Origin of the sequence: Pseudomonas aegrilactucae (assembly GCF_019168305.1) — a bacterium.
GTDB classification, from domain to species: Bacteria; Pseudomonadota; Gammaproteobacteria; order Pseudomonadales; family Pseudomonadaceae; genus Aquipseudomonas; species Aquipseudomonas aegrilactucae.
On the sequence record NZ_JAHTBI010000011.1, the window covers coordinates 65,100 to 83,331 of the forward strand.

Consider the following 18,232-nt stretch of genomic DNA (forward strand, 5'->3'; position numbering starts at 1 on the left):
TCAGCGACCGCGCAGGAACAGTTTGTCCAGATCGTCCAGGCCCATCTGGGTCCAGGTCGGTCGGCCATGGTTGCATTGACCGCTGCGCTCGGTGTTTTCCATATCGCGCAGCAGGCCGTTCATTTCAGGCAGGGCCAGACGCCGGTTGGCGCGAATCGCGCCGTGGCAGGCCATGGTGCCGAGCAGTTCGTTCAGGTGCGCCTGGATACGGTCGCTGGTGCCGTACTCCATCAGGTCGGCGAGCACGTCCTGCACCAGGCGGTTGGCCTCGGCCTGCTTGAGCAGTGCCGGGATCTGCCGGATCGCCAGGCTTTCCGGGCCCAGGCGCTGCAACTCGAAGCCCAGGCGCTGGAACCACGCGGCGTGCTCTTCGGCGCAATCGGCCTCGCGCTGGCTGAGGGCCAGGGATTCGGGCACCAGCAGCGGCTGGCCGCTCAGGCCTTCGCTGGCCATGGCCACCTTGAGGCGCTCGTACATGATGCGTTCGTGAGCAGCGTGCATGTCCACCAGCACCAGGCCCTGGGCGTTTTCGGCGAGGATATAGATGCCCTTGAGCTGCGCCAGCGCGTAGCCCAGCGGCGGAATATCGCCCTGGCCCTGGGGCAGGCTGCTCGGCTCGGCCCCAGGCAACGGGGCGAAGAACTCACGGTACACGCCCTGGGCTTCGGCCGCGGGCAAGGCCTGGGCCGGGCGCGGGGTGTACGGGTACTGATAGCCGGCGCCCGCACCGCTGCCGGCAGGCTGCAGCGTCGGCTGCGCCTGGGGCTGTTCGAGCAGGTTGGCGGCCAGGCGCATTTCGCCCTGGGGGCCGAACTCGCCGGCCTGCAGGCCACTGGGGCGCTCCTGCTCAGGCGCGGCAGCCGGGGCGCCCTGATGGTCCTGCGGACGCACATCGGCCAGCGCACGGTGCAGGGTGCCGTAGAGGAAGTCATGCACCATGCGCCCGTCACGAAAGCGCACTTCGTGCTTGGTCGGGTGCACATTCACGTCGACGCCGGCGGGGTCGACCTCCAGGAACAGCACGAAGGTCGGGTGCCGGCCGTTGAACAGCACGTCACGGTAGGCCTGGCGTACCGCGTGGGCGACCAGCTTGTCGCGCACCGCACGGCCGTTGACGAAGAAGTACTGCAGGTCGGCCTGGCTGCGCGAAAACGTCGGCAGGCCGACCCAGCCCCACAGGTGCAGGCCATTGCGTTCCACTTCGATGGGCAGGGCCTGCTCCAGGAAGCCCGGGCCGCAGATCGACGCCACGCGGCGCGCGCGGGCGGTGTCGTCGTGGGCCTCATGCAGGCTGAGGATGCTCTTGCCGTTGTGGCGCAGGTGGAAGGCCACGTCGAAACGCGCCAGCGCCAGGCGCCGGATCACTTCCTGCAGGTGGTCGAACTCGGTCTTTTCGGTCTTGAGGAACTTGCGCCGCGCCGGGGTATTGAAGAACAGGTCGCGCACCTCGACCGAGGTGCCCACCGGGTGCGCGGCGGGCTGGACACGCGGGGCCATGTCGCGGCCCTCGGTTTCCACCTGCCAGGCCTGCTCGGCGTCACGGGTACGCGAGGTCAGGGTCAGGCGCGCCACCGAACTGATCGACGCCAGCGCCTCACCGCGAAAGCCCAGGCTCATTACCCGCTCGAGGTCTTCAAGGTCGCGGATCTTGCTGGTGGCATGACGGGCCAGCGACAACGGCAGGTCTTCGGCGGTGATGCCGCTGCCATCGTCACGCACCCGCAGCAGCTTGACGCCGCCCTGCTCGACCTCGACGTCGATGCGCCGGGCACCGGAGTCGAGGCTGTTTTCCAGCAGTTCCTTGATCACCGAGGCCGGGCGCTCGACCACCTCGCCGGCGGCGATCTGGTTGGCCAGGCGCGGGCTGAGCAGCTCGATGCGGGCGCTGCTGCTCATGGCTGGCCAGCCAGGGTGGTGGCCGGTACATCGAGGTTCTGGCCGACTTTCAATTCGTCGGTCTTGAGCCCGTTGGTACTGCGCAGGCTGGCCACGCTGACCTGGTAGCGCACGGCGATCATGGCCAGGGTTTCACCCGGGCGCACGGTGTGCTCGCGCGGCCCCTGGGCGATCTTGCCGCTGTCACGCAGGAAGGCGATGTAGGTACCCGGCGGCGGGTTCTGCTGGAAGAACTGGCGCACGCCACTGTGGATCGAGCGCGCCAGCGACTGCTGGTGGCTGGCGGTGGCCAGCTTGGAGGCTTCGTTGGCGTTGGAGATGAACCCGGTTTCCACCAGGATCGACGGAATGTCCGGCGACTTGAGCACCATGAACCCGGCCTGCTCGACGCGACGCTTGTGCAGCGGCGTGACCCGGCCGATGTTGCCCAGCACCTTCTGCCCCACGTTCAGGCTGGAGCTGAGCGAGGCGGTCATCGACAGGTCCAGCAGTACCCCGGCCAGCATGCGGTCCTTGTCATCGAGGCTGACGTTGCCGGCACCGCCGATCAGGTCGGAGCGGTTTTCACTGTCGGCCAGCCAGCGCGCGGTCTCGGAGGTGGCACCACGGTCGGACAGGGCGAACACCGAGGCGCCGAAGGCGGCCTTGGACGGCGCGGCGTCGGCGTGGATCGAAATGAACAGGTCGGCGCCCTTCTTGCGGGCGATCTCGGTGCGCTTGCGCAGCGGGATGAAATAGTCGCCGGTACGCGTCAGTTCGGCGCGGAAGCCTTTTTCAGCGTTGATCTGGCGCTGCAGTTCCTTGGCGATGGCCAGCACGATGTCTTTTTCATGCTGGCCACGCGAACCCGAGGCACCGGGGTCTTCACCGCCGTGACCGGCGTCGATGGCAATCACGATGTCACGCTTGCCGTTGGGCACCGGGGTCAGCTTGATCGCCGGCTGTGCCGGGGTCACCGGCACGGCCGGGGTGGTGGCCACCGACGGCGTCGGGGGCGGCGGCGTGGCATCGGCTTCCTGGTCGAACAGGTCGACCACCAGGCGATTGCCGTACTGCGCGTTGGGCGCCAGGGTAAAGCTCTTGGGCGTGACCGACTTTTTCAGGTCGATGACCACGCGCAGGTCGGTGGGCGTGCGCTGCGCCGAACGCACGCTGGTGATCGGGGTGTTGGAGGTCGACACATTCAGGGGCGCGGCCAGCGTCGCGCCATTGATGTCGATCACCAGCCGGTCCGGTGCGGACAGGGTGAACACACTGTGCTGCACGGGGCCCGAGAGGTCGAACACCAGACGTGTGTTGTCTGGCGCACGCCATAGACGGACACTCTTGACTTGCGTGATCGCGAAGGCGTCCACCGTGACTGCCATCATCAACAGTCCTACAACGCCAACCAGTGCGCGAAAGCGCATACCTATCCCCATTTTCTAATTGAATTCCAAGGCCAGAGCGGCACACCAGGCTTCACCGCGCGAACCCTGCGCCGACAAGTTCAGCGAACGACCGCCCGCCTGGGGGCTTATGGTAATGGTCAGGTCAGGCTTTGGCAAAATGCCCGCCCCTTTCTCGGGCCATTCGAACAGGCACAAGGCGTCGCCTTCGAAGTAATCACGAATGCCCATGTACTCGAGCTCCTCGGGATCGACCAGTCGATACAGGTCGAAATGGAAGGCACGAATGTCACCAATCTCGTAGGGCTCAACCACGGTAAAGGTAGGACTTTTCACCGCACCCGCGTGCCCCAGCCCACGAATGATGCCCCGTGACAGGGTCGTCTTGCCCGCCCCGAGGTCGCCCTCGAGGAAAATCACGCCGTGACCTTGGGTCACACTGGCGATACGGTGGCCGAAGGCGACCATGGCCGCTTCGTCGACCAGAAACAGGGTTACACCTGACACGCTGAATGCTCCTCCAAAACTTGTCGAATCGCCGGTACCAGGTCGCTGGCGGCAAGCCCCCGGCCCTGTACGCCCAACCGCTCACCGGCGCAGGCATGCAGCCACACGCCCAGGCAGGCAGCATCCCAGGCGTGCATGCCCTGGGCCAGCAAGGCAGCGAGCACACCACTGAGCACATCGCCCAGGCCCGCACCGGCCATGGCCGGGTGGCCGCGGTCGCATAGCGCCAGTTGCCCGGCCGGGCTTGCCACCAGCGTGCCTGCGCCCTTGAGCACGCACACGGCGGCGTATTTGCGCGCCAGCTTGCGCGCAGCACCGGGGCGGTCGACCTGCACCGCCTCGGTAGAGATCCCCAGCAGGCGCGCGGCCTCCCCCGGGTGCGGCGTGATGATGCTGCCCGGCGCCAGCGGCAACGGTGCGCGTGCCAGCAGGTTGAGTGCATCGGCATCCCACACCTGCGCAATCGGCGCACCCACCACCGCCGAGAGCAGGCTGCGCCCCCAGGCGGCCTGCCCCAGCCCAGGTCCGACCACCAATACCGACGCGCGTTCGATCGGCGCCATCAACTGATTGGCCGAGTGCACGCCCAGGCTCATCACCTCGGGCAGGCGTGCCAGCGCTGCCGGCAGCTGTTCGCTGCGGGTAGCCAGCGAGACCAGGCCGGCGCCGCAACGCAACGCCGCTTCTGCACTGAGCAGCACCGCACCGCCCGTGCCACGGTCACCGCCCACCACCAGCACATGGCCGAAATCGCCCTTGTGCGCGGCGTGCGCGCGCGGCGCCAGGCTCGCCAGCGTCACGCGGGTAAGTAATTGCGGCTGATTTGCAGGGTGTTTGGTCTGAGGCATGCGTCGTTCGGCTCCGATGTCTGGCAGAATTATACGCACCTGAGTCACCGTTGCCCTATTTCGCATGTCTGCTCCCCTGATCGATCTACCTGCCCTCGCCCATTCCATCAAGGAGTGGGGCCGTGAACTGGGCTTCGCGCACGTCGGCATTGCCGGCGTGGAGCTGGGCGAGCACGAACAACACCTGGAACGCTGGCTGGCCGAGGGCTACCACGGCGAGATGGAGTACATGGGTGCGCATGGCAGCAAACGCTCGCACCCGGACGAGCTGGTGCCGGGTACCTTGCGCGTGGTGTCGCTGCGCATGGATTACCTGCCCGGTGACACGCAGATGGCGCAGTTGCTGGCCCAGCCTGAAAAAGCCTACATCTCGCGTTACGCCCTGGGCCGCGACTACCACAAGCTGGTGCGCAAGCGCGTGCAGCACCTGGCCGAGCGCATCCAGAAAGACATCGGGCCGTTCGGCTTTCGCGCCTTCGTCGACAGCGCACCGGTGTTGGAGAAGGCCATCGCCGAACAGGCCGGGCTGGGCTGGATCGGCAAGAACACCTTGCTGCTCAACCGCAAGGCCGGCAGCTACTTCTTTTTGAGCGAATTGTTCGTCGACTTGCCGCTGCCGGTGGACGAGGCCCAGGCCACCGAGCATTGCGGGCGCTGCAGCGCCTGCCTGGAGATCTGTCCCACCCAGGCGTTCGTGGGGCCCTATGTGCTGGATGCGCGCCGGTGCATTTCGTACCTGACCATCGAACTCAAGAGCGCGATCCCCGAAGAGCTGCGGCCGCTGATCGGCAATCGGGTGTTCGGTTGCGACGATTGCCAGATCGTGTGCCCGTGGAACCGCTTTGCGCGGCCGACCGGCGAGGCGGACTTCAAGCCGCGCCATGGGCTGGACAATGCCGGGCTGGCCGAGCTGTTCATGTGGGATGAAGAACGCTTCCTGGCCAGCACCGAAGGCTCGCCGCTGCGCCGGGCGGGGTACGAACGCTGGTTGCGCAACTTGGCGGTGGGGCTGGGCAATGCGCCCTCCACCATACCGGTGCTGGAGGCACTGCAGGCGCGGCGCGAGTATCCGTCGGAGCTGGTGAGGGAGCATGTGGAGTGGGCGTTGCGCCAGCATGCGGCACGCGCCTAGAGCGGCGGCGCGGCCTTCGCTGGCAAGCCAGCTCCCACAGGGTCTTGGGTGCGCGGCATAACCCTGTGGGAGCTGGCTTGCCAGCGAAGAGGCCAGCACCGGCGATAGATCAATGCTCGTCGTTGTACTGGAACTTCGGCATTTCCCAGTGAAAGCGGATCGCCAGCAACCTGATCAGGAACCCGCCAAACAGCGTCAGCAGAATCGCCTGCTCACCCGGCACCTTGAAGTACACACAGCCCAGGTAGAACCACGCGGCCAGGAACGACACGCTGGCATACAGCTCGCGCCGGAAGATCAGCGGAATATCGTTGCAGAAGATATCCCGCAAAATCCCGCCAAACACCCCGGTGATCACGCCGCTGATCGACGCCACAAGCATGCCCTGGCCCATTTCCAGTGCCGTCATGCAGCCGATCAGGGTAAAGGCCACCAACCCCAGCGCATCGAGCACCAGGAACAATGAACGCAAGTGGCGCATCAGCGGGGCGATGAAGATGGTGGTCAACGCCGCCACGCTGGTCAGCACCAGGTACTCCGGGTGCTTGACCCAGGTGAGCGGGTAGTGCCCCAGCAGCACATCACGCACCGAACCGCCCCCCAGGGCGGTGACGCAGGCGATCAGCACCACGCCGAACCAGTCCATGCCGCGCCGGCCAGCCGACAACGCGCCAGTCATGGCTTCGGCGGTGATGGCAATCAAGTAGAGCATCAACAACATGGTGCAGGTCCGTGCAAAGAGGCGCGCAGTCTACCCAGTTGCCTCAGGCACCAAAAGGGGGCGCGCCAACGATTGTTGACGCAACCCGGGTCAGAACTTGATGAAGTGCTCGCGGTAGTGACGCAGTTCGGCGATCGACTCGCGAATATCGTCAAGCGCCAGGTGCGTACCGCCCTTCTTGAAACTGTCGCGTACCTCCGGGGCCCAGCGCGCGGCCAGTTCCTTGAGGGTCGAGACATCCAGGTTGCGGTAATGGAAGAAGTTCTCCAGCTCGCGCATGTGGCGGTACAGGAAACGGCGGTCCTGGCAGATGCTGTTGCCGCAGATCGGCGACTTGCCCTTGGGCACCCACTGCTCCAGGAAGCTGATGGTCTGGGCCTGGGCCTGGGCCATGCTGACCTTGCTCTCGCGCACGCGCTGGGTCAGGCCCGAGCCGCCGTGGGTGCGGGTGTTCCACTCGTCCATGCGCGCCAGCACTTCATCGCTGTGGTGGATGGCGATCACCGGGCCTTCGGCCAGGGTGTTCAGGTCACTGTCGGTGACGATGGTGGCCATCTCGATGATGACGTCGCTGTCCGGATCCAGGCCGGTCATTTCCAGATCGATCCAGATCAGGTTTTGTGGATTCTGCATGGTTATGCTCCTCGGTAGGTGCGCAGTTTAGCCTAGTGGGGCGTGCTAGACTCGACGCCGTTGCACCCTCACACGCTTTGCTTTAACGACACGAGACTTTCATGGCCAAACGCCAGCTCAATCGCCGCCAGAACTGGCGCATCGAAAAAATCCAGGGTGAGCGCGCCGCCCGCGCTGCCAAACGCGAACAGCACACGCTGGACACCCTTGAAGGCGGTGATTTGGGCGCCGAGCAACTGGGCCTGGTGATTGCGCACTTTGGCGTACAGGTCGAAGTCGAGGCCCAGGACGGCGACGTGGCGGGCCAGGTGTTCCGTTGCCACCTGCGCGCCAACCTGCCGGCGCTGGTCACCGGCGACAAGGTGGTGTGGCGCGCCGGCAACCAGGGCATTGGCGTGATCGTGGCGCAGATGCCACGCCATACCGAGCTGTGCCGCCCCGACAGCCGTGGTCAGCTCAAGCCGGTGGCGGCCAACGTCGACCTGATCGTGATCGTGTTCGCACCGGCGCCCGAGCCGCATGCCAACCTGATCGACCGCTACCTGGTGGCGGCCGAGCATGCCGGCATTCGCCCGTTGCTGCTGCTGAACAAGGCCGACCTGATCGACGAGCAGAATGCGCCGGCGCTGAATGCGCTGCTGGCGGTGTACCGTCAGTTGGGTTATCCGTTGCTGGAAGTGTCGGCGCACCACGGTGACGGCATGCAGCAGCTGCAAACGCTGCTCGATGGGCACATCAGCGTGTTCGTCGGCCAGTCTGGCGTGGGCAAGTCGTCGCTGGTCAACAGCCTGCTGCCCGATGTCGACACCCGCGTGGGCGAGCTGTCGGAGTGGTCGGGCCAGGGCCAGCACACCACCACCACCGCACGCCTGTATCACTTCCCGGGGGGCGGTGAGCTGATCGACTCGCCGGGTATTCGCGAGTTTGGCCTGGGGCATGTGAGCCGTGCGGATGTCGAAGCCGGCTTCATCGAGTTCAACGACCTGATCGGCACCTGCCGCTTCCGTGACTGCAAGCATGACCGCGAGCCAGGTTGCGCGCTGCTCAAGGCGCTGGAAGACGGGCGCGTGCAGCAGCAGCGCATGAACAGCTACCGCTCGATCATTGCCAGCTTGCCGCAGGACACCTACTGACGGTCATGGCGCACGCGTTTGCTCGGTGAACATCGCGTGCGCCACATCCTCGACCAGCGCCTTGGACATACCGGTCAGGTAATGCGCCGCCCAGATCAGCTTACCGTCCGGCTCGATACCGGCTTGCAGGGTGAGCTTGCAGGCGCAACTGAGCAGCAGGGCCGATTGCTCCAGCGCGTAGTCGGCATTGTGGCCGGGCTGTACGCGAAACAGGCACTCGGCGGTTGGCCCGCCCTCACCTTCACCGAAGGTGCCCACGCCCAGGGTGACGAAGACTGAATCGTTTTCCATTCGTGAATCTCCCGAAGAACACCTTTCATTGACTGTTCCGACGCTTTCGCTGGCAAGCCAGCTCCCACAGGGATAGCGCTCATCTTGAGGGCGGCGGGTTACCTGTGGGAGCTGGCTTGCCAGCGAACGAGCGCGAAGCGCTCGCGATCAGTGCCTGACCTGAACCTTGCTCAGGGCCATTTCAAGCAGGCTGCGCGCATGCTCGATCTCGTGCATGGCCGCCATGCTCAACTGCAACTGGGGTGGTTTGGCATGCAACTGCACCGCCTGCTGGGTCACGGTGAGTGCGCAGGACAGGTACTCCGATACCTGGACGAGGATGTCCTCAAGGGAGAGATGAATGTGATGCGGTGGATCGGGGACGATTTTCAGCATGGGACCTCCGGTGGTGGAGTCGCCCACATCTGCTGTCAAACAAATGGGTGGCAACTGTACGCGGGTTGACAGACCGATCACCGGGACTCGGCGCACACGAGTGTGCCCCACGCACAGTCGCCATAAGCGCTTGCATGTCCACGATAAGATCGGCCTGTCAAAACCGGTCGCTGAGTGTCAACGACCACCTGAGACTAGAGCCCTACCGTGACCACCGCAATGGCTGAAAAGCGGCAAAAGTATGATTGGGAAGGAGCCTACAGGGAATAGGGAAATTCCGAAGATTCTTGTCATCCACAGCCCTGTAGGAGCCGGCCTTGCCGGCGAAGGTGGCAGGGGCTGCAACAAACTTGTAAGCCCTTTCTCTTGGTCGCGTAGGCAACGTCCTGATTCCATCCAGTGACTTGCACCAGGGGCCGTAATCATCAAAGGTAGCCCGGCCCTGAACACTGCCTCCACCAAGGGACACCCGGATGCCCGTCTCACTCCTCTACTGCCGCACCGACCTGGACGCCGCCCTGGCCATCAGCGAGCACCTGCGCCTGGAAGGTGTCACCACCTGCCTTGAAGCCATCGACACCCCGGCCGACGATGCCTGCACCGTCAGTGCACGGGTGCGGCGCAACCTGCACCACTGCACACACCTGATCGCGCTGGTGTCCAGCAACACCTGCAACGCCTGGTGGGTACCCTTCGCGCTGGGTGTGGCCTGCGCCGTCGAACGCCGCGTGAGCACGTTCCAGCTGGCCGCTCCGGATGCCCCCGGCTACCTCCATGCGTGGCCGCGAATGGCCCACGCCTGGGACCTGGACCTGTTCATCAGCGCCTATCGCCTGGAGCACACACTGGGCCGACTGCACGGCACCGGCGCCGAGGACAGCGCACAGCGGTTCCATGCCGAGCTCAAGGCCAGCATCGGGCGCGGTTACTGAAATGCCAACGCCCACACAGCACAAGGCCCGCCAGGATCACTCCGGGCGGGCGCCGCCGACAGCCGTTCTACGGCTGCTTGGGCTCGTCCATCTTCAACACGCCATCCTCGAAGATGTTCAGCTTCTCGCGCAACTCGCGCGGCTGCATCGGCTCGGGGGCCGGCACCGCAGGTGCCGCACCAGGCTCAGGTGCAGCGTCCGGGGTCGCCGGCGAAGTCTGCTCGCCTTCGATGTTGCGCTGCGCCTTCTTGGTCAGCACGATGATGTCGATACGACGGTTCACCGGGTTGAACGGGTGCTCGCGGTCGAACAGCGACGAGGACGCATAGCCCACCACACGCGCCACCTGCGGGTCCGGGTAGCCACCGGCAACCAGCGCACGACGCGCCGCGTTGGCCCGGTTGGCCGACAGCTCCCAGTTGCCGTAGTCACCAGTGCCGGCGTACGGCTTGGCATCGGTGTGGCCACTGATGCTGATCTTGTTCGGCACCGCCTTGATGGTGTCGGCCATGGCCAGCAGGATGTCTTCGAAATACGGCTGCAGGCGCGCACTGCCCAGGTCGAACATCGGCCGGTTCTCGGCATCCATGATCTGGATGCGCAGACCGTCCTGGGTGATCTCGAACAGGATCTGGTCCTTGAACTTCTGCAGTTGCGGGTTTTCTTCGACCTTGTTCTGCAACTCCTGCAGCAACAGATTCAGGCGCTCTTTCTCGACCTGCTCGGCCATGGTCTCGACCTTGTCCTGGTCCATCTGGAGGCTGGTGTCAGGCGTCGGCTCGGACTGTACCTCGGGGTTGATGGTCTTTTCCGGCGCAAGCTCGGGCGAACCACCCAGGTCGATGATGTACGGCGTACCGCTCTCGGAGAACCCGATCGGGTCCTTGAAGTAGCCGGCAATGGCGATCTTCTGCTCGGGTGTGGCGGTCGACAGCAACCACAGCACCAGGAAGAACGCCATCATCGCCGTGGCGAAGTCGGCGAACGCGATCTTCCAGGCGCCGCCGTGGTGGCCGCCGCCAAAGCGCTTGACGCGCTTGATGATAATCGGCTGATTGTTTTCCATGGATCAGCGACCGCGAACTGCTTGTTCCAGCTCGGCAAAGCTCGGACGGTGCTTGGGGTACAGCACCTTGCGACCGAACTCCACGGCCAGCGACGGCGGCATGCCGGACGCCGACGCCACCAGCGACGCCTTGATCGCCTCGTACACGTTGACCTCTTCCTTGGCATCGTGGGCCAGGGAGGTGGCCAGCGGGCCGAAGAAGCCGTACGCCGCCAGAATACCGAAGAAGGTACCCACCAGCGCCGCCCCCACGTGCAGGCCGATGGACGCCTGGTCGCCCTCGCCCAGCGAGGCCATGGTCACCACGATACCCAGTACCGCCGCGACGATACCGAAGCCGGGCATGCCGTCGGCGATGCCGGTGACGGCGTGCGACGGATGCTCGAGCTCTTCCTTCATGCTCAGCAGCTCCATGTCGAACAGGCCCTCGAGTTCGTGCGGGGCCATGTTGCCGGTGGACATGATGCGCAGGTAGTCGCAGATGTACGCGGTCATGCGGTCATCCTTGAGCACCGCCGGGTACTTGGCGAAGATCGGGCTGGCCGAGGCGTCTTCGATGTCGCCCTCGATCGCCATCATGCCTTCGCGGCGGCTCTTGTTGAGAATTTCGTAGACCAGGCCCAGCACTTCTATATAGAAGGTGTGCGAGAAGCGCGAACCGAACATGCTCAGCGACTTCTTGATCACATGCATGGTCATGTAGCTGGGGTTGGCCTGCAGGAACGCACCGAAGGCCGCACCACCGATGATCAGCACTTCGAAAGGCTGAATCAGTGCCGCGATCTTGCCGTGAGAAAGAACATATCCGCCAAGCACGCTCGCGAATACGACGATGATGCCGATAATTTTAGCCATAGATTGGAAGCACTTACTGTCGTGGTCAGGGTCGGGGGCGCAAGTTCGTAAAACTCTTCTTCTACTTATCGGCAGTTCTGCGCCAGACTATAGCCAGTCAAAGTGAAAAGCCAGTTCGGCCACCGTCCAGCATGCCTAGTGAAACTAACGTGCCAACTCAAACTCCGAAGACGCTAGACGCCTGGGTCAGATTGCTCGACAACGTGCAACTGCCGGTTCCGCTGGACAGCCACGAGCGGGTGCGCAACGCCATCGGCGACAGCCGCCGCTCGCTGCGCGACATCGCCGACCTGATGCAGGACAGCCCTGCGCTGGTGCTCAGCGTGATGCGCGAGGCCAACCGACACACCCATGGCAGCATGGCCGAGCCCGCCGAAAGCCTCGAAATCGCCCTCAACCGGCTGGGCCTCAAGCGTGCCGAAGAGCTGTTGCAACGCCTGCCCACCTCGCCACCGGCACAGATCCCGCCGGCCTTGCGCCACTTGCAGATGATCAGCCAGCACGCCAGCCAGCAGGCCAGCGGCCTGTTCGCCAGTCAACTGGCCAGGCTCTGGCAGGAAATCCACTGGGGCAGCCTGCTGTTTCTCTCGCCGCTGTGGCCACTGGCGCTCGCCTGCCCCAAACTGCTCGAAGAGTGGGAGCTGCGCGTGGTGCACAAGGGCGAGCCGGCGCTGCGGGTCGAGCGCGAGCTGTTCGGCGTGCCGTTGCTTGCGCTGTGCCGCACCCTGGCCGACTTCTGGCGCCTGCCGGCCTGGGTCACCCAGGGCTACCGGGTGCTCAGCGAAGAACGCCGGCTGCTGGTGAAGGTGATGCACATCGCCCGCCTGCACGAACAACCGCTGCGCCAACAGCAACGGCTGGATGCCGACCCGGCCCTGCGCCGCTGGCTCAACCAGCCGGCCAACACAGTGTTGATGGCCAACGGCCTGGCCCTGGCCGCTCAACACGCCTGGGACTGCCCGCACAGCCAGCGCTGGCAGCGCCTGACCAGCCTGTACCTGCAGGCACCGCTGAGCGAGGTGCAGCAACAGGTCCACCAGCAGGCCGCGCACAGCGCGCGCCTGCATGCCGACCCCGACCTGTATCACCCTGCCGAGTCGCTGATCTGGCCAACCGGCACGCAACGCGTGCATCGGCGCCTGTTACCGGCCGACGTGCCCTCCACCGAGTCGCTCGGGGCCTGGCGCAAGTACTGCGCCGACCTGCTGGTGGAACCAAGCGCCTTCAGCAACGCCATGCACCTGACCACCTATGCCCGTGACGCCCTGGCAGCGTGCGGCATGCAGCGGGTGATGATGCTGATGGCCGACAAGGGCCACACCCACCTGCGGGTGCACCAGATCTGCGGCCTGCCCCCCGAGACGGCCAGCCTGGTGATACCGGTGGCCCAGAGCAAACTGTTGCAGCGCTTGCTGAGCCAGTCGGCGCAACTGCGCCTGACCCCCGACAACTACGCCCAGTTCGGCGCCCTGCTGCCGGGCAACCTGCGCGTGCTGTTCCGTGGCGAGCACCTGCTGCTGCGGTCACTGTCGAGCAACGGCAAGGTGATCATGCTGGTGCTGGCCGACCAGGGCGGCGGGCCGTTCTCCGAGATCAGCGTGCAGGCGTTCGCCAAGACGGCCCAATGCGTGGAGCGCGCCCTGACCGCCTTCAGCAACCGCAGCGCCTGAGCCATGCGCTACAATCGCCCACTCTGTTCCGCTCTGGAGACTCTGGATGACTGACTTTTCCGGCTTGCCCCTGGTGATTGAACCCACCGACCTGCAAGCCCGCCTGGCGGCGCCGGGGCTGATCCTGGTCGACCTGACCAGCATCAACCGCTATGGCAGCGGGCACATCCCAGGAGCTCGCTTCGTCGACCCCAAGCGCACCCAGCTGGGCCAGCCCCCGGCACCGGGGCTGCTGCCGGCCAAGGGCGACCTGGAAAAACTGTTCGGCGAGCTGGGCCACAGCGCCGACGCGGTGTACGTGGTGTATGACGACGAAGGCGGCGGCTGGGCCGGGCGTTTCATCTGGTTGCTGGATGTGATCGGCCATACGCGCTACCACTACCTCAATGGCGGTGTGCAGGCCTGGCCGGCCGACAACCTGTCGACCGAGGTGCCCGCGCCTGCCATCGGCAGCGTCAGCCTGACCTTGCACGACGAACCCACCGCCACCCGCGAATACCTGCAAAGCCGCCTCGGCGCTGCCGACCTCGCGATCTGGGATGCGCGCAGCCCCGGGGAATACAGTGGCCAGAAAGTGCTGGCGGCCAAGGGCGGGCATATCCCTGGCGCGGTCAACTTCGAGTGGACCGCCGGCATGGACCTGAACGACCACCTGCGCATCCGCCAGGACATGCCCCAGATCCTCGCACAGCTGGGCATCAGCAAAGACAAGGAAGTGGTCACCCACTGCCAGACTCACCACCGTTCCGGCTTTACCTACCTGGTGGCCAAGCACCTGGGCTACCCACGGGTCAAGGCGTATGCCGGCTCCTGGGGCGAATGGGGCAACCATCCGGACACGCCCGTAGACGTTTAAGGAAATTCAATGAAATCCCGCTTGTTCATCATCAGCCAATACCTGCTGCCCCACCACCTGCTCTCGCGCCTGGCCGGCTGCGTCGCCGAATGCCGCGTGCGCTGGTTCAAGAATGCCTTCACCGCCTGGTTCGCCAAGCGCTATCAGGTCGACATGTCCCAGGCCCAGGTCGAAGACCTGACCGCCTACGAGCATTTCAACGCCTTCTTCACCCGTGCGCTCAAGCCGGGCGCGCGCCCGCTGGACCAGACCCCTGGCGCGATCCTGTGCCCGGCCGACGGCGCGGTGAGCCAACTGGGCCCGATCGAGCATGGTCGCATCTTCCAGGCCAAGGGCCACAGCTTCAGTGCCGTGGAACTGCTGGGCGGCGACCCGACGAATGCCGCGCCGTTCATGGGCGGCGAGTTCGCCACCATCTACCTGTCGCCCAAGGACTACCACCGTGTGCACATGCCACTGGCCGGTACCCTGCGCGAGATGATCTATGTGCCGGGGCGCCTGTTCTCGGTGAACCAGACCACCGCCGAGAACGTGCCCGAGCTGTTTGCGCGCAACGAGCGCGTGGTGTGCCTGTTCGACACCGAGCGCGGGCCGATGGCCGTGGTACTGGTGGGGGCGATGATCGTGGCGTCGGTGGAGACGGTGTGGGCTGGGCTGGTCACGCCGCCCAAGCGCGAGCTGAAGACGTTCCGTTACGACGAAGCGGCGCGTGCGCCGATCCATCTGGAGAAAGGCGCCGAGCTGGGCCGCTTCAAGCTGGGTTCGACCGCCGTGGTGCTGTTCGGGCCAGAGCAGGTGAAGTGGGCCGAGTCGCTGGGCGCAGGTTCTGCGGTGAGCATGGGTGAGTGCCTGGCGTTGCCGACACAGCAAGCCTGACCCACAAAAAAGCCCGCAGCGATGCGGGCTTTTTTTTGTAGTCGACTTTCGGGCCTCTTCGCTGGCAAGCCAGCTCCCACAGGATCATCACCGCCTTCTGGAGCTATGGCAAACCTGTGGGAGCGGGCTTGACCCGCGATGGGCCGCAAAGCGGCCCCGCCTTGTTCAGTCGCGCCCGTCGCGGTCGCGAAAGCCGAGCAAATACAGCACCCCATCCAGCCCCAGGGTCGAAATCGCCTGCTTGGCCGACTGCTTGACCAGCGGCTTGGCCCGGAACGCCACGCCCAACCCGGCAATCGCCAGCATCGGCAGGTCGTTCGCGCCATCGCCCACGGCAATCGTCTGCTCCATCTGCAAGCCTTCCTTGCGCGCCAGTTCGGTGAGCAGGTCGGCCTTGCGCTGGGCATCCACGATCGGCTCCACGGCAACGCCGGTGACCTTGCCATCAACCACTTCCAGCTCGTTGGCGAACACATAGTCGATGCCCAGCTTTGCCTGCAACTGCTTGGCAAAGTAGGTGAAGCCGCCGGACAGGATGGCCGTCTTGTAGCCCAGGCGCTTGAGTTCGGCAAACAGCACCTCGGCCCCCTCGGTCAGGCGCAGCGAAGCACTGATCTGGTCGAGCACGTTGACGTCCAGCCCCTTGAGCAGCGCCAGGCGCTCCTTGAAGCTGGCGCGAAAATCCAGCTCGCCACGCATCGCGCGCTCGGTGATTTCCGATACCTGCTCGCCCACGCCAGCGGCCTTGGCCAGCTCGTCGATCACCTCGGCCTCGATCAGCGTCGAGTCCATGTCGAACACCGCCAGGCGGCGGTTGCGACGGAACAGCGAATCCTGCTGGAAGGCGATATCGACGTTCAATTCCTGCGCCACGCTGAGGAACTCGGCGCGCAGGGCCTGCGGATCGGCCGGCTCGCCGCGCACCGAGAACTCGATGCAGCCCTTGCCCTGATCGGCCGGCGTGTCCAGCGCGATGCGACCCGACAGACGGTCGATGTGGTCGATGTTCAGGCCATACTGGGCCGTGATCGAGCTGACCCGCTGCAACTGTTCGGCGGTGACCTTGCGCGTGAGCAGGGTGACGATATGGCGGGCCTTGCCCTGGCCATCGACCCACTGCTGGTAGTCCTGCTCGGACACCGGGGTGAAGCGCACCTGCTGGTCGAGCTTGTAACCGGTGAACAGGATGTCCTTGAGTACGGCAGACGCCTGTTCGGTGCTGGGGATTTCCACCAGGATGCCGAACGACAGGGTGTCATGGATGACCGCCTGACCGATATCGAGGATGTTGACCCCGCCCTGGGCCAGCACGCCGGTAATGGCTGCGGTAAGACCCGGGCGGTCCTCGCCGGTGATGTTAATCAGAACGATTTCGCGCAAAACAGGCTCCGACTCAGTGACAAAACCCGCATTCTACCCACATTCGCAGACCATCGGGCGCAGTCGATACTTTGCCCGCCCATGGCCTGTCGCTATACTGCGCAGCAACTTCTCCGACATAAAGAGCCGCGCTCTGTGAACCGGCCCACGCCCGTTAAAACCGACAACTTCTTCCTGCTGATCTTCCGTGCCCTGCGCCAGCGCCGTGTACCGTTGGCCCTGCGGATCGCCTGCCACAACGTGTTTCTGGTGGCGTTGGCGCTGGTCATCTATGCCGGGGTCATGGGCCTGCAGTTCAAGGAAGCCATGCACCAGCAGGCCGATGCCCTGGGGCAGAGCCTGACCACGCAGACCGCCACGTCGGCCACCGAACTGCTGGTGTCCAACGACATCCTCAGCCTCAACGTGCTGCTGGGCAACCTGGTGAAGAACCCGCTGGTGGCGCATGCGGCCATCTACAGCGTCGACAACCGGATCCTCGCCGAGGCTGGCCAGCGCCCGAAAAACGGACTGCTGGGTGAAGCCGAAGGGCTTTACCAGACCAAGATCACCTTTCAGGACGTGACAGCCGGGCAACTGCGCATCAGCCTGGACATGAGCCAGTTCCAGCAGCCGCTGACCATCAGCCTGCAGAGCATGGGCATTCTGGCCGCCATCCTGCTGGCACTGGCGCTGGCCCTGAGCCTGCGGCTTGGGCGTTTCATCTCCACCCCGTTGCTGCAACTGCGGGTGTGGCTGCGCGACCTCGATGCCTACACCCCGGCCACGGATCGCCAGGACGAGATCGGCGACCTGGCGCGCCAGTTGCACTCGCGCTTCGCCCCGCCGCCGCCCGAACCGGAAATCGAGCCCGAAGAAGACGAACTGGACGAGGATGAACAGGAGCCGGCCTTCCAGGTGCGCAATCTGCGCGACCCGAGCTTCGACCAGTCGCCGGTCGTGGCAAAGCCTGCGGCCAGACCCGTGCTGGACGAAGACGATGACGACGCCTTTGCCGACCTGCGTGATGACAGCGAGGCCGCGCCGCGCCCGCTAGTACCGGCCGCGCCGCGCCAGCCACAAGCCAGCGCCGTGCTGGCGGTGCAACTGGGGTCGCAGGAGCAGTTGCGGCGTTTGCCGCGGGCCCGCCTGACCGAACTGCTGGACCGCTACCGTGACTGCCTGGAGCAGGCCGCGTCGCTGTATGAAAGTGAAGTGCACACGCTCAACGATGGCAGCACCCTGCTGCTGTTCCACAGCGCGGACGCCGGTGAGGACTACCTGACCAACGCCATCTGCTGTGGCGAGTTGCTGCGCGCGCTGGGCCATGCGCTGCAGGTGGAGGTCGCGGACAGCGGCATTACCTTGCAATTGCAACTGGGCCTGGCGCTGGGCGAAGACTTGCACGGCCTGAGCCAGATCGACCTGCTGCTGACCGACAAGGCCCAGGACGCCCTGGCGCTGTCGCAGCACAGCCGCAACCTGCTGCTGGTGGAGCGCAAGGTCAGTGGTGATGCGCTGATCCGCCAGCGTGCGCGTATCCGGCCGATTGCCAGCCCTGAAGGCGCGTGCTGTGTGGAGCGATTGATGGAGCCGTATCCGTCGATGCTGGAACGCCAGCTGGCACGCATGCACGAGCGCCAGATCAAGACCTGAGGCGCGCTTTGGGGCCCCTTCGCTGGCAAGCCAGCTCC

18 protein-coding genes are annotated in these 18,232 nt (G+C 65.1%); 7 read left to right on the plus strand and 11 right to left on the minus strand.

The features are described from left to right. The 4 genes from mutL to KUO17_RS05030 are packed head-to-tail and all read right to left on the minus strand — an operon-like array spanning nt 1 to nt 4,639. Nucleotides 1–1,896, minus strand: a complete 1,896-nt coding sequence (gene mutL, locus KUO17_RS05015) for a DNA mismatch repair endonuclease MutL (protein WP_217974029.1) — start codon at nt 1,894–1,896, stop codon at nt 1–3. Continuing rightward, nucleotides 1,893–3,317, minus strand: coding sequence for an N-acetylmuramoyl-L-alanine amidase (locus KUO17_RS05020; protein WP_217974030.1), 1,425 nt, complete (start codon nt 3,315–3,317; stop codon nt 1,893–1,895). The genes mutL and KUO17_RS05020 overlap by 4 nt, the downstream gene beginning before the upstream one ends. 3 nt (nt 3,318–3,320) lie before the next feature. Continuing rightward, nucleotides 3,321–3,791, minus strand: a complete 471-nt coding sequence (gene tsaE, locus KUO17_RS05025; protein WP_217974031.1) for a tRNA (adenosine(37)-N6)-threonylcarbamoyltransferase complex ATPase subunit type 1 TsaE — start codon at nt 3,789–3,791, stop codon at nt 3,321–3,323. Beyond that, nucleotides 3,779–4,639, minus strand: a complete 861-nt coding sequence (locus KUO17_RS05030) for an NAD(P)H-hydrate dehydratase (protein ID WP_217974032.1) — start codon at nt 4,637–4,639, stop codon at nt 3,779–3,781. The genes tsaE and KUO17_RS05030 overlap by 13 nt, the downstream gene beginning before the upstream one ends. Nucleotides 4,640–4,703: 64 nt before the next feature. On the opposite strand from KUO17_RS05030, the gene queG reads away from it, so the two are divergent. Then, nucleotides 4,704–5,771, plus strand: coding sequence for a tRNA epoxyqueuosine(34) reductase QueG (gene queG / locus KUO17_RS05035; protein ID WP_217974033.1), 1,068 nt, complete (start codon nt 4,704–4,706; stop codon nt 5,769–5,771). Between the two features lie 109 nt (nt 5,772–5,880). On the opposite strand, the gene KUO17_RS05040 is transcribed toward queG, so the two are convergent. Next, entirely contained in the window at nt 5,881–6,492 is a 612-nt protein-coding gene (locus KUO17_RS05040) for a trimeric intracellular cation channel family protein (protein ID WP_217974034.1), read from the minus strand. A gap of 90 nt (nt 6,493–6,582) precedes the next feature. Next, nucleotides 6,583–7,125, minus strand: coding sequence for an oligoribonuclease (gene orn, locus KUO17_RS05045; RefSeq protein ID WP_217974036.1), 543 nt, complete (start codon nt 7,123–7,125; stop codon nt 6,583–6,585). Between the two features lie 101 nt (nt 7,126–7,226). On the opposite strand from orn, the gene rsgA reads away from it, so the two are divergent. Then, complete coding sequence (gene rsgA, locus KUO17_RS05050; RefSeq protein ID WP_217974037.1) at nt 7,227–8,258, plus strand: small ribosomal subunit biogenesis GTPase RsgA; 1,032 nt, start codon at nt 7,227–7,229, stop codon at nt 8,256–8,258. A gap of 3 nt (nt 8,259–8,261) precedes the next feature. Here rsgA and KUO17_RS05055 read toward each other — a convergent pair whose 3' ends face one another. Together KUO17_RS05055 and KUO17_RS05060 are read right to left on the minus strand one after the other, a co-directional pair. Further along, nucleotides 8,262–8,549: a DUF3077 domain-containing protein gene (locus tag KUO17_RS05055; protein WP_217974038.1), complete on the minus strand. Its 288-nt coding sequence runs from the start codon at nt 8,547–8,549 to the stop codon at nt 8,262–8,264. Nucleotides 8,550–8,696: 147 nt separating this feature from the next. Next, nucleotides 8,697–8,924 (minus strand): hypothetical protein, encoded by a 228-nt coding sequence (locus KUO17_RS05060; protein WP_217974039.1) that lies wholly within the window; start codon nt 8,922–8,924, stop codon nt 8,697–8,699. 473 nt (nt 8,925–9,397) lie between these two features. Here KUO17_RS05060 and KUO17_RS05065 point away from each other — a divergent pair, with 473 nt between their 5' ends. Then, on the plus strand, nt 9,398–9,856 hold the full coding sequence (locus KUO17_RS05065; protein WP_217974040.1) for a toll/interleukin-1 receptor domain-containing protein: 459 nt from the start codon (nt 9,398–9,400) through the stop codon (nt 9,854–9,856). A 67-nt stretch (nt 9,857–9,923) separates the two neighbouring features. On the opposite strand, the gene motB is transcribed toward KUO17_RS05065, so the two are convergent. Both motB and motA read right to left on the minus strand, forming a co-directional pair. Next, nucleotides 9,924–10,922 carry a flagellar motor protein MotB gene (gene motB / locus KUO17_RS05070; protein ID WP_217974041.1) on the minus strand — a complete coding sequence of 333 codons (999 nt, stop codon included), beginning with the start codon at nt 10,920–10,922 and terminating at the stop codon, nt 9,924–9,926. A gap of 3 nt (nt 10,923–10,925) precedes the next feature. Beyond that, nucleotides 10,926–11,777, minus strand: a complete 852-nt coding sequence (motA, locus tag KUO17_RS05075) for a flagellar motor stator protein MotA (RefSeq protein ID WP_217974042.1) — start codon at nt 11,775–11,777, stop codon at nt 10,926–10,928. A 131-nt stretch (nt 11,778–11,908) separates the two neighbouring features. Between motA and KUO17_RS05080 the strand changes: the two genes are divergently transcribed. The 3 genes from KUO17_RS05080 to asd are packed head-to-tail and all read left to right on the plus strand — an operon-like array spanning nt 11,909 to nt 15,179. Then, nucleotides 11,909–13,447: an HDOD domain-containing protein gene (locus tag KUO17_RS05080; protein ID WP_217974043.1), complete on the plus strand. Its 1,539-nt coding sequence runs from the start codon at nt 11,909–11,911 to the stop codon at nt 13,445–13,447. Nucleotides 13,448–13,493: 46 nt separating this feature from the next. After that, nucleotides 13,494–14,303 (plus strand): rhodanese-like domain-containing protein, encoded by an 810-nt coding sequence (locus tag KUO17_RS05085; RefSeq protein WP_217974044.1) that lies wholly within the window; start codon nt 13,494–13,496, stop codon nt 14,301–14,303. A 9-nt stretch (nt 14,304–14,312) separates the two neighbouring features. Next, entirely contained in the window at nt 14,313–15,179 is an 867-nt protein-coding gene (asd, locus tag KUO17_RS05090) for an archaetidylserine decarboxylase (protein WP_217974045.1), read from the plus strand. 165 nt (nt 15,180–15,344) lie between these two features. Here asd and serB read toward each other — a convergent pair whose 3' ends face one another. Beyond that, nucleotides 15,345–16,559: a phosphoserine phosphatase SerB gene (gene serB / locus KUO17_RS05095; protein ID WP_217974046.1), complete on the minus strand. Its 1,215-nt coding sequence runs from the start codon at nt 16,557–16,559 to the stop codon at nt 15,345–15,347. 135 nt (nt 16,560–16,694) lie between these two features. On the opposite strand from serB, the gene KUO17_RS05100 reads away from it, so the two are divergent. Continuing rightward, on the plus strand, nt 16,695–18,194 hold the full coding sequence (locus KUO17_RS05100) for a histidine kinase (protein ID WP_217974047.1): 1,500 nt from the start codon (nt 16,695–16,697) through the stop codon (nt 18,192–18,194). Nucleotides 18,195–18,232: the final 38 nt, after the last annotated feature.

Excerpts from the sequence above, each read along its gene's own strand:
- orn (WP_217974036.1), bottom strand. The coding sequence starts at position 7,125 with ATGCAGAATCCACAAAACCTGATCTGGATCGATCTGGAAATGACCGGC.
- rsgA (WP_217974037.1), top strand. The coding sequence starts at position 7,227 with ATGGCCAAACGCCAGCTCAATCGCCGCCAGAACTGGCGCATCGAAAAA.
- motB (WP_217974041.1), bottom strand. The coding sequence starts at position 10,922 with ATGGAAAACAATCAGCCGATTATCATCAAGCGCGTCAAGCGCTTTGGC.
- mutL (WP_217974029.1), bottom strand. The coding sequence starts at position 1,896 with ATGAGCAGCAGCGCCCGCATCGAGCTGCTCAGCCCGCGCCTGGCCAAC.
- KUO17_RS05020 (WP_217974030.1), bottom strand. The coding sequence starts at position 3,317 with ATGGGGATAGGTATGCGCTTTCGCGCACTGGTTGGCGTTGTAGGACTG.
- KUO17_RS05085 (WP_217974044.1), top strand. The coding sequence starts at position 13,494 with ATGACTGACTTTTCCGGCTTGCCCCTGGTGATTGAACCCACCGACCTG.
- KUO17_RS05030 (WP_217974032.1), bottom strand. The coding sequence starts at position 4,639 with ATGCCTCAGACCAAACACCCTGCAAATCAGCCGCAATTACTTACCCGC.
- motA (WP_217974042.1), bottom strand. The coding sequence starts at position 11,777 with ATGGCTAAAATTATCGGCATCATCGTCGTATTCGCGAGCGTGCTTGGC.
- KUO17_RS05055 (WP_217974038.1), bottom strand. The coding sequence starts at position 8,549 with ATGGAAAACGATTCAGTCTTCGTCACCCTGGGCGTGGGCACCTTCGGT.
- asd (WP_217974045.1), top strand. The coding sequence starts at position 14,313 with ATGAAATCCCGCTTGTTCATCATCAGCCAATACCTGCTGCCCCACCAC.
- KUO17_RS05060 (WP_217974039.1), bottom strand. The coding sequence starts at position 8,924 with ATGCTGAAAATCGTCCCCGATCCACCGCATCACATTCATCTCTCCCTT.
- KUO17_RS05080 (WP_217974043.1), top strand. The coding sequence starts at position 11,909 with ATGCCTAGTGAAACTAACGTGCCAACTCAAACTCCGAAGACGCTAGAC.
- KUO17_RS05040 (WP_217974034.1), bottom strand. The coding sequence starts at position 6,492 with ATGTTGTTGATGCTCTACTTGATTGCCATCACCGCCGAAGCCATGACT.
- queG (WP_217974033.1), top strand. The coding sequence starts at position 4,704 with ATGTCTGCTCCCCTGATCGATCTACCTGCCCTCGCCCATTCCATCAAG.
- KUO17_RS05065 (WP_217974040.1), top strand. The coding sequence starts at position 9,398 with ATGCCCGTCTCACTCCTCTACTGCCGCACCGACCTGGACGCCGCCCTG.